This is a genomic window from uncultured Kluyvera sp. (genome assembly GCF_902485085.1).
Taxonomy (GTDB): Bacteria; Pseudomonadota; Gammaproteobacteria; order Enterobacterales; family Enterobacteriaceae; genus Kluyvera; species Kluyvera ascorbata.
Genome location: NZ_CABTJS010000136.1, coordinates 1 through 7,766 on the forward strand (window position 1 = coordinate 1; position 7,766 = coordinate 7,766).

The following is a 7,766-nucleotide window of genomic DNA, read 5'->3' on the forward strand; positions in this document are numbered from 1 at the left end:
ACCGAAACTCTGGCTGCGATCAAAATGGCGAAAGACGCTGGCTACACCGCTGTCATCTCTCACCGTTCTGGCGAAACTGAAGACGCTACCATCGCTGACCTGGCTGTTGGTACCGCTGCTGGCCAGATCAAAACTGGTTCTATGAGCCGTTCTGACCGCGTTGCTAAGTACAACCAGCTGATTCGTATCGAAGAAGCTCTGGGTGAACAAGCACCGTACAACGGTCGTAAAGAGATCAAAGGTCAGGCATAAGCCCGACTTTCTCTGATATAAAAATGCCAGCCCTCGGGCTGGCATTTTTTTTACTTAAAATCGACCGCCATTTGCTGTGGGATGGTCAGGCCGCGAGTGGTCTGCACGCAGCGGTCAATGTAGTCGGTGAAGCGGGGCGGTTTTGGCATCCCCATACTCAGCAGCTTGTCGTTACTAAAACGTACGTTCAGCGTGGCGAAGGCACCGTACAGGCGCATGGCCTTCAGCATCAGGCGTTCGTTGCACGGGCCAAAAATGGTTTTCAGCTCGCGACGCATTTTAACCAGCGTTTCATAGCTGACCTGAGCGTACTTATCGCCCACCGGCGCTTGCTCAAGCGCGGAAGCCATCGCCTTGTCGATATCGGCAAAGCGAACGCTGTTCTCTTCGCCCGCTGAAATATGCACAACTTCCCCCTGAGCGACCGGCGCCGTCAGCAGCATAAGCAGGGCGCTGGCACAGTAGTCCACCGGAATCACATCAATACGGTCTTCCATAGAACACATGAATTTTTGCAGCATTAGCCCCATGCTGAAGACCCAGAAAATACTGCTGGAAGGCTGGCAGCCGTGATGGGTATGGCCCACGACGATCGAAGGGCGGGCAATCACCAGCGGCAACGTCGGGCACTGTTTCTGCATCAGCTGTTCGATGGTGGATTTGGAGTGCGTGTACTCCACCAGATGCTCTGCACGCTCGCGGAACTCAGCGCTTTCAGCAACCAGAGAATCCGGCTCTGGCGAGCATGACATCGCCGTACCGACGTGCAGGAAGCGCTGTAACCCTTCTACCCGTGCCATACGCTGCGCAAATTGCAGTGTGCCTTCGACGTTCACTTTCCAGATAAGCGGGTTACTGCCAAAAGAGGCCACGGCGGCGCAGTTCAGCACGTGGGTCACGCTATCCAGACGCCCATCAGAGAGGAAACCCTCCGGTGAAGCGAGATCGCCAAGCAGGATATTCTGTGACGTAATCTGCGCCAGCTTCTTCTCATCAATATTGAATTTACGTAAATTTTCCTTAACCCTGGCGACAGCGGCTTCGGCGTTATTCGCGCGAACTAAAAGCAGTAAATTAACGCCGCTATGGCTATTGAGGATTGCTTCCAGTGCCGCCCCGCCCAGAAAACCGGTAACGCCCGTGATTAATAATGTATTCATGAATACTGTCTCGTCATGGTTGGTTTGCGGATTTTAGGATCGGAAAAGTAAACGGCGATTAAATAAAGATTGGGGGAATAAAGGGTGGTCTTAAGCTTATTTTAAGCTTATATGTCAGCACGAATTAGATTGGACATTTTGATATTTAAAAAGATTCAATAAATTTAATATTTAAATATATCCATTTGTTTTTAATGGTTTTTGTAAAAAAATAACTTATTTCATAAGTGTAAAATAAAACATTTTTTGTTACATCATAAATGGCTTCCTGAAAGCAGTATAAAATAATCCGTAGTCGGTTTGGCTACGGATTATTTATTAAGTGAGATCTTAAAGACTTTTAGATAATCAAATCGAGTAATAATACAATTAACAAACCGACAACGGAGTTAGTTAATTCTAAAAGACCCCAGGTTTTAAAGGTGTCTTTAATCGATAGCCCAAAATACTCTTTGAATAACCAGAAGGCGGCATCGTTGACGTGGGTCAGCGTGTTGCTCCCCGAGGCGGTCGCCAGCACCATCAGCGCCGGATCAACATTAAAAGTGGTAATCATTGGCCCTACAATGCCCGCAGCGGTAATGGCCGAGACGGTGCCCGCGCCGGTTGCCAGACGCAGCAGCACGGTGATAAACCACGCCATAATCAACGGCGAGACCGAAGAGGTACGCATCATATCAGCGATGTAATCACCCACGCCGGTGTCCATGATGATTTGCTTGAACGCACCGCCTGCACCGATGATAAAGACAACCAGCGCCACTTTTTCGATAGCCGTGGAGTAGGAGCTCATCACTTCGGTCATCGATTTACCGCGCGCGGTGCCAAAAGCGTAGAGCGCGACGAGCACGGCTATCAGCATGCTGACCTGCGCGCTGCCGATAAAGTTCAGGAAAGAGGTGATGTTGGCGGAGGCCGGAATAAACAGTTTAATGACGGTAACGCCGGTGATGATAATCGCCGGGATCAGCGGAACCAGCAGGCTAGTGGCGAACGACGGCATTTCGTCATCGCGGAATACTTTTTGCGATTCCAGCAGCTGTGGAATCGGGCGTTCAAGGTTGCCCAGCAGCTTTGGCAGCAGAATACCGGAGCAAATCACCGTTGGGATGGCGACGATAATCCCATAGATATAAACCATCCCCATATCGGCGTGGAACGCGGCGACTAGCGCCGTTGGGCCCGGCTGCGGCGGAAACAGGCTGTGTGCGGTGGTTGCTGCGGCTACCATGGTGATGCCGAGCTTCAGGAACGGGATTTTTGCCTCACGCGCAATACTGATAACCAGCGGTGCCAGGATCAGGAAGGCGACTTCATAGAACATGGCCAGGCCGAAGATAAGCCCGATAACCATAATGGCCCACTGCACTTTCTTCGGCCCAAAGCTATTGAGCAGCGTCGAAGAGACGCGCTGGGCGGCACCGGAATCCACCATCAGCTTGCCGAGGATTGCCCCGAACAGAATGATCAGCGCCAGATGCCCCAGGGTACTCCCCACACCGGCCTCGATCGACTTGCTGATCGCTTCCAGCGGCAGTCCCTCGCAGATTCCGACAAAAATAGCCGCCAGCAGCAGCGCCAGCATGCCATTGATCTTAAATTTCATATTGAGAATAAGTAGTAGTACAACGCCCAGGGCGACCCAGATCACCGGCAAGGCTTCAGCAAACGCGTTCATCCATTTTCCTTGTCAAAATTTATAATTGGTATGATATGTAGCCAGCTCGGGATATTACCCATACGAATGTGTCATACCAATTTGATTGACGTAGCAACATGCTAAACGGTGAAGCGAGACAAAATATTGATGTAATGGAATTGTTAATTTCATAAATTTACGCTGACTCATCACAGAAAACAGCGCTGAGGTGCCCCAGTCAGTTGCTCTGAGACGGTTGCGCAAGAAGTGCGAGGGATAGTTGGCGCGAAGTATGCAATAATAACGGTTTACCACTACTGAAGAGTTGATGATGCAGTACCCGATTAATGAGATGTTCCAGACCCTGCAGGGTGAAGGTTATTTTACCGGCGTCCCCGCCATTTTTATTCGTTTACAGGGATGTCCGGTAGGCTGCGCCTGGTGTGATACCAAACATACCTGGGAAAAGCTTAGCGATCGGGAAGTTTCTCTGTTCAGTATTCTGGCGAAAACCAAAGAGAGTGATAAATGGGGTGCGGCGAGCAGCGAAGACCTGCTGGCGATTATTGGCCGCCAGGGTTGGACCGCGCGTCATGTGGTGATCACCGGCGGTGAGCCCTGCATCCATGATTTAACGTCTCTTACCGCGTTGCTCGAGCAAAACGGCTACTGCTGCCAGATTGAAACCAGCGGTACGCATGAAGTGCGCTGCACACCGGGTACCTGGGTGACGGTGTCGCCGAAAGTGAATATGCGCGGAGGCTATGACGTGCTGTCGCAGGCGCTGGAACGTGCTGATGAAATCAAGCATCCGGTAGGCCGCGTACGTGATATCGAAGCCCTGGACGAACTGCTGGAAACGCTGAGCGATGACAAACCGCGCATCATTGCGCTGCAGCCTATCAGCCAGAAAGATGACGCCACCCGCCTGTGTATTGAAACCTGTATTGCGCGCAACTGGCGTCTGTCGATGCAGACGCACAAGTATCTGAATATTGCCTGATTCAATTCGTAGCCCGGACGAGGCGCATCGCGCCGACTCCGGGGAATTCCCGGCGTCGCTTCGCTCGGCCGGGTTACGGTAGTACGTTATGTTTTATTTCGCCGCGTCGTTCATCACCTTCGAGAAGGTATCCATCGGGCAGAAGCCGTTGGCATCAACCGGGCAGCCTTTCAGCGACAACGTGACGCGCTGCGGAGGCGTTTTCAGCGTTAGCGTATCGGCGTTACGCAGCTGATCGGCGCTCTGATAGACATACTCAATCTTCATTAACTCCCGATTTGCTTTCGTATCATGCCAGCGCTGGAACACAATTTTCCCGCCAATCGGCGTACGTTCGTACTGTCCCGGCAGAGTGTAGGCGTTAAAATCGAGCGCCGTCAGCAGCGAAGCAATATTTGAGTCATGCCCGACCAGCACCGTGATTTTTGGCGTTTTCGCCGCTTCGGTGACCAGCGCATTATCGATATATTTCACCAGCGGTTTCGCGACGTTGCGCGCCACTTCCGGGGAAGTGAACAGACTGTCCTGATAACCGTTTTTCAGCTGTGAAAGCACACGCCACTGCTGGTCGGTTTTGATTTCACCCCAGGCTACCTGGTCTAGCGGGAACCCTTCGTAATATTGCAGCGTGAATGCATCGACCAGCGAGTTACCTATCGCCAGCGGCCCTTTCACGCTTGGCTCTTTTTGGTAGTTGGCGCTAAAGCTGTCTTTTGCTTCGGTTAGCGAACACTGCTGTTTCTCTTTGCAGGACGGAGAGTCCTGATAGCGGGCAATCTGCGACAGCAGCTTGTAGCTCTCGTCGAGCTGTTCGGACTGTCGCGCTTTCTCCATCGCCTGTACCGCTTTTTCGCGGAATGCTTCAGAGTCGTCGGTGATCACCGGGTTAAACGTAGGGTCCATGGTGCCCATTTTTTCCTGGTGATGGACGACGACGTCACAGCCGGGGAAGGCGCCGTTAATAAAGAACTGGGCGGTAGCGACGGTACGTTGCAGGCTGTTGGCATAGGCGTATACCGTGTCTGGCGCCGGGCATTCACCGCTGGTGACCATGCCCTGCTGTGCCAGCCATTCACGCATGTAGTGGCCCATATAGACTTCGAGCACGCCGCCTTTGGTCGTCAGTTGGCCGCCGGGGACGTCCCACTCAGGCCAGGCGTTCGGCGTCGACTGCTCCAGCACGCTACCGTTAGTCGCTAAGGGTGCACGTAGGTTATGGCGGCTCATCATCAGCACCTGCTGAAGCTGATAGCCTTCGGGTGGGGTTTGCGCCTGACTCAATCCTGAGAACAATAATAGTGCCGGCATCGCTGCGGCGAGAAGCGTTTTCTTCATCCCTTATTCCTCACAATGTATTAACCAACCCAATGATTGTGACAGAACGTCGTCATTTTTCCTGGGCGGATACCGCATTCTGAAAGATTAGGGAAATTAATGTGATAGGAGTAGCAGAAGAGGAAAACGGGGGAGGCGTGAATCGACTCCCCGCTTGCAGGCGTATTTACTCGCCGCGATACACGCAGCCCGCCGTGCAGGTTTCTTTAACCATGACTGCGCTAAGCAGTGGAACAACCGGTTTTACCTGTTCCCAGATCCAGCGGGACAGCACTTCGCTGGTTGGGTTTTCGAGGCCCGGAATATCGTTCAGGTAGTAGTGATCCAGTCGATCGTAGGTTGGCTTGAATGCCGCTTTCAGTTCGGCAAAATCCATGATCCAACCGGTATGCGGATCGACTTCACCGGTTATCTCAAGACGCACCATAAACGAGTGGCCGTGCAGACGACCGCATTTGTGTCCTTCTGGCACGTGCGGCAGATGGTGGGCGGCTTCGAAGGTGAAATCTTTAAACAGTGTGGTGGACATCATGAACTCTCAGTATTGCGGAAAAAAACGCCGCATAGTACCCGAATGCACATTTTTCTGCATTAACTAAAACGGCCAAATAGGCGACGAGTACAAGTATTAATCTCCGTGATGATTATTCTTTAATTATATCAACACCTTATTCAACCTGTTTTAGTGCTATTAACTACCAGGAAAACAGGTTAGTCCATTTGGTTATTTGATATTTCTATCACTTCTTTAATTGTTATTATCGACGTCGTTAACCTTACATTCAGTTCTGTTTTTCCTGATTAGAAACAGCTTTGCTACTGGAACATAACGACGCATGACAACACAGTCCCCCCCTTCAGCGTTGCTCCCGCTAAACCCGGAGCAGATGGCACGCCTTCAGGCGGCCACTACTGATTTATCACCAACCCAGCTTGCCTGGGTTTCCGGCTATTTTTGGGGCGTGCTTAATCAGCAGCCTGGCGCGGGCGCAGCTGTTGCCGCACCGGTCGCTGCTGAAGTCCCGAGCATTACGCTTATCTCTGCCTCGCAGACGGGCAACGCTCGCCGCGTGGCGGAAGCCCTTCGTGACGACCTGCAGGCCGCCAAACTGAACGTGAACCTGGTCAACGCCGGGGATTATAAATTCAAACAAATCGCGTCAGAAAAGCTGCTGGTCATTGTCGCTTCCACACAGGGTGAAGGGGAAGCGCCGGAAGAAGCCGTGGCGCTGCATAAGTTCCTGTTCTCGAAAAAAGCGCCGAAGCTCACCGATACCGCCTTCGCGGTGCTGGGGCTGGGCGACACCTCTTATGAATTCTTCTGCCAGGCCGGTAAAGACTTCGACAGCAAGCTGGCTGAGCTTGGTGGTGAACGTCTGCTCGACCGCGTGGATGCTGACGTAGAATACCAGGCTGCCGCCGCCGAATGGCGCGCGCGACTGGTTGATGTGCTGAAGGCGCGTGCGCCAGCTGCGCCTTCCGTTCAGGCGGCGGCGAGCGGTGCGGTTAATGATATTCATTCGAGCCCGTACACCAAAGAAGCGCCATTAACGGCAACGCTCGCGGTGAACCAGAAAATCACCGGCCGTGATTCCGAAAAAGACGTTCGCCATATCGAAATCGATCTCGGTGACTCCGGCCTGCGTTATCAGCCGGGTGACGCGCTGGGCGTCTGGTATCAGAACGACCCCGAGCTGGTCAAAGAGCTGGTCGAGCTGCTGTGGCTGAAGGGCGACGAGCCGGTCACGGTTGACGGCAAAACCCTGCCGCTGGCCGACGCGCTGCAATGGCACTTCGAGCTGACGGTTAACACCGCCAATATCGTGGAAAACTACGCCACGCTGACCCGCAGTGAATCTCTGTTGCCGCTGGTGGGCGATAAAGCGCAGTTGCAGCAGTATGCCGCGACCACGCCGATTGTTGATATGGTGCGTTTCTCTCCCGCTCAACTTGATGCTGAAGCGCTGATTGGCCTGCTGCGTCCGTTAACGCCGCGCCTCTATTCCATTGCCTCCTCTCAGGCGGAAGTCGAGAGCGAAGTGCACGTGACGCTGGGCGTTGTACGCTACGAGATTGAAGGGCGAGCGCGCGCTGGTGGTGCCTCCAGCTTCCTCGCCGACCGCGTGGAAGAAGAAGGCGAAGTCCGCGTCTTCATCGAACATAACGACAACTTCCGTCTGCCGGCTAACCCGCAGACCCCGGTTATCATGATTGGCCCGGGCACCGGTATTGCCCCGTTCCGCGCCTTTATGCAGCAACGCGCGGCCGATGGCGCAGAAGGCAAGAACTGGCTGTTCTTCGGTAACCCGCACTTCACCGAGGATTTCCTCTATCAGGTGGAATGGCAGCGTTACGTGAAAGAAGGCGTGCTGAGCCG

General features: G+C 53.2%; 6 protein-coding genes and 1 pseudogene. 3 read left to right on the plus strand and 4 right to left on the minus strand.

Annotation, left to right across the window (positions count from 1 at the left end):
• Window positions 1-252 (plus strand): annotated as a pseudogene (gene eno / locus RDN66_RS16355) (phosphopyruvate hydratase); the annotation flags it as partial.
• 50 nt (window positions 253-302) lie between these two features.
• Here eno and RDN66_RS16360 read toward each other — a convergent pair.
• Both RDN66_RS16360 and RDN66_RS16365 read right to left on the minus strand, forming a co-directional pair.
• Window positions 303-1,412 carry an SDR family oxidoreductase gene (locus tag RDN66_RS16360; protein ID WP_202217276.1) on the minus strand — a complete coding sequence of 370 codons (1,110 nt, stop codon included), beginning with the start codon at window positions 1,410-1,412 and terminating at the stop codon, window positions 303-305.
• 340 nt (window positions 1,413-1,752) lie between these two features.
• Window positions 1,753-3,090, minus strand: a complete 1,338-nt coding sequence (locus tag RDN66_RS16365) for a gluconate:H+ symporter (RefSeq protein WP_202217277.1) — start codon at window positions 3,088-3,090, stop codon at window positions 1,753-1,755.
• A 292-nt stretch (window positions 3,091-3,382) separates the two neighbouring features.
• On the opposite strand from RDN66_RS16365, the gene queE reads away from it, so the two are divergent.
• The gene (gene queE, locus RDN66_RS16370) at window positions 3,383-4,054 is read left to right on the plus strand and encodes a 7-carboxy-7-deazaguanine synthase QueE (RefSeq protein ID WP_202218066.1); all 672 of its coding nucleotides are present in this window, start codon (window positions 3,383-3,385) and stop codon (window positions 4,052-4,054) included.
• Window positions 4,055-4,147: 93 nt separating this feature from the next.
• On the opposite strand, the gene agp is transcribed toward queE, so the two are convergent.
• Window positions 4,148-5,389 carry a bifunctional glucose-1-phosphatase/inositol phosphatase gene (agp, locus tag RDN66_RS16375; RefSeq protein WP_123650594.1) on the minus strand — a complete coding sequence of 414 codons (1,242 nt, stop codon included), beginning with the start codon at window positions 5,387-5,389 and terminating at the stop codon, window positions 4,148-4,150.
• Window positions 5,390-5,555: 166 nt separating this feature from the next.
• On the minus strand, window positions 5,556-5,921 hold the full coding sequence (gene queD, locus RDN66_RS16380; RefSeq protein WP_163446301.1) for a 6-carboxytetrahydropterin synthase QueD: 366 nt from the start codon (window positions 5,919-5,921) through the stop codon (window positions 5,556-5,558).
• 304 nt (window positions 5,922-6,225) lie between these two features.
• Here queD and cysJ point away from each other — a divergent pair.
• The coding region (cysJ, locus tag RDN66_RS16385) for an NADPH-dependent assimilatory sulfite reductase flavoprotein subunit (protein WP_308538027.1) at window positions 6,226-7,766 on the plus strand (1,541 nt) is incomplete at its 3' end.